General features: G+C 59.0%; 1 pseudogene. It reads left to right on the top strand.

Features of this window, described 5'->3' with window-relative positions:
• Positions 1 to 212, top strand: a pseudogene (locus tag FDX22_RS00530) (potassium-transporting ATPase subunit B); the annotation flags it as partial.

The raw sequence follows: 212 nt of genomic DNA, 5'->3' as shown, positions 1-212 counted from the left end.
CGCATGTTGGGTGCGAACGTCATTGCCACCAGCGGACGTGCAGTAGAAGCGGCTGGTGATGTGGACGTACTGCTGTTGGATAAAACCGGCACCATCACGCTGGGTAACCGTCAGGCTTCTGATTTTCTGCCCGCCCAGGGCGTGGACGAAAAAACGCTGGCCGATGCCGCGCAGCTTTCATCACTGGCCGATGAAACACCGGAAGGTCGCAG

The sequence above is a fragment of the Citrobacter sp. TBCS-14 genome, from assembly GCF_005280805.1.
In the GTDB taxonomy this organism is placed as follows: Bacteria; Pseudomonadota; Gammaproteobacteria; order Enterobacterales; family Enterobacteriaceae; genus Citrobacter; species Citrobacter gillenii.
The sequence above is the reverse complement of the archived record's forward strand: the minus strand, read 5'-3'. Positions and strand labels throughout refer to the sequence as shown.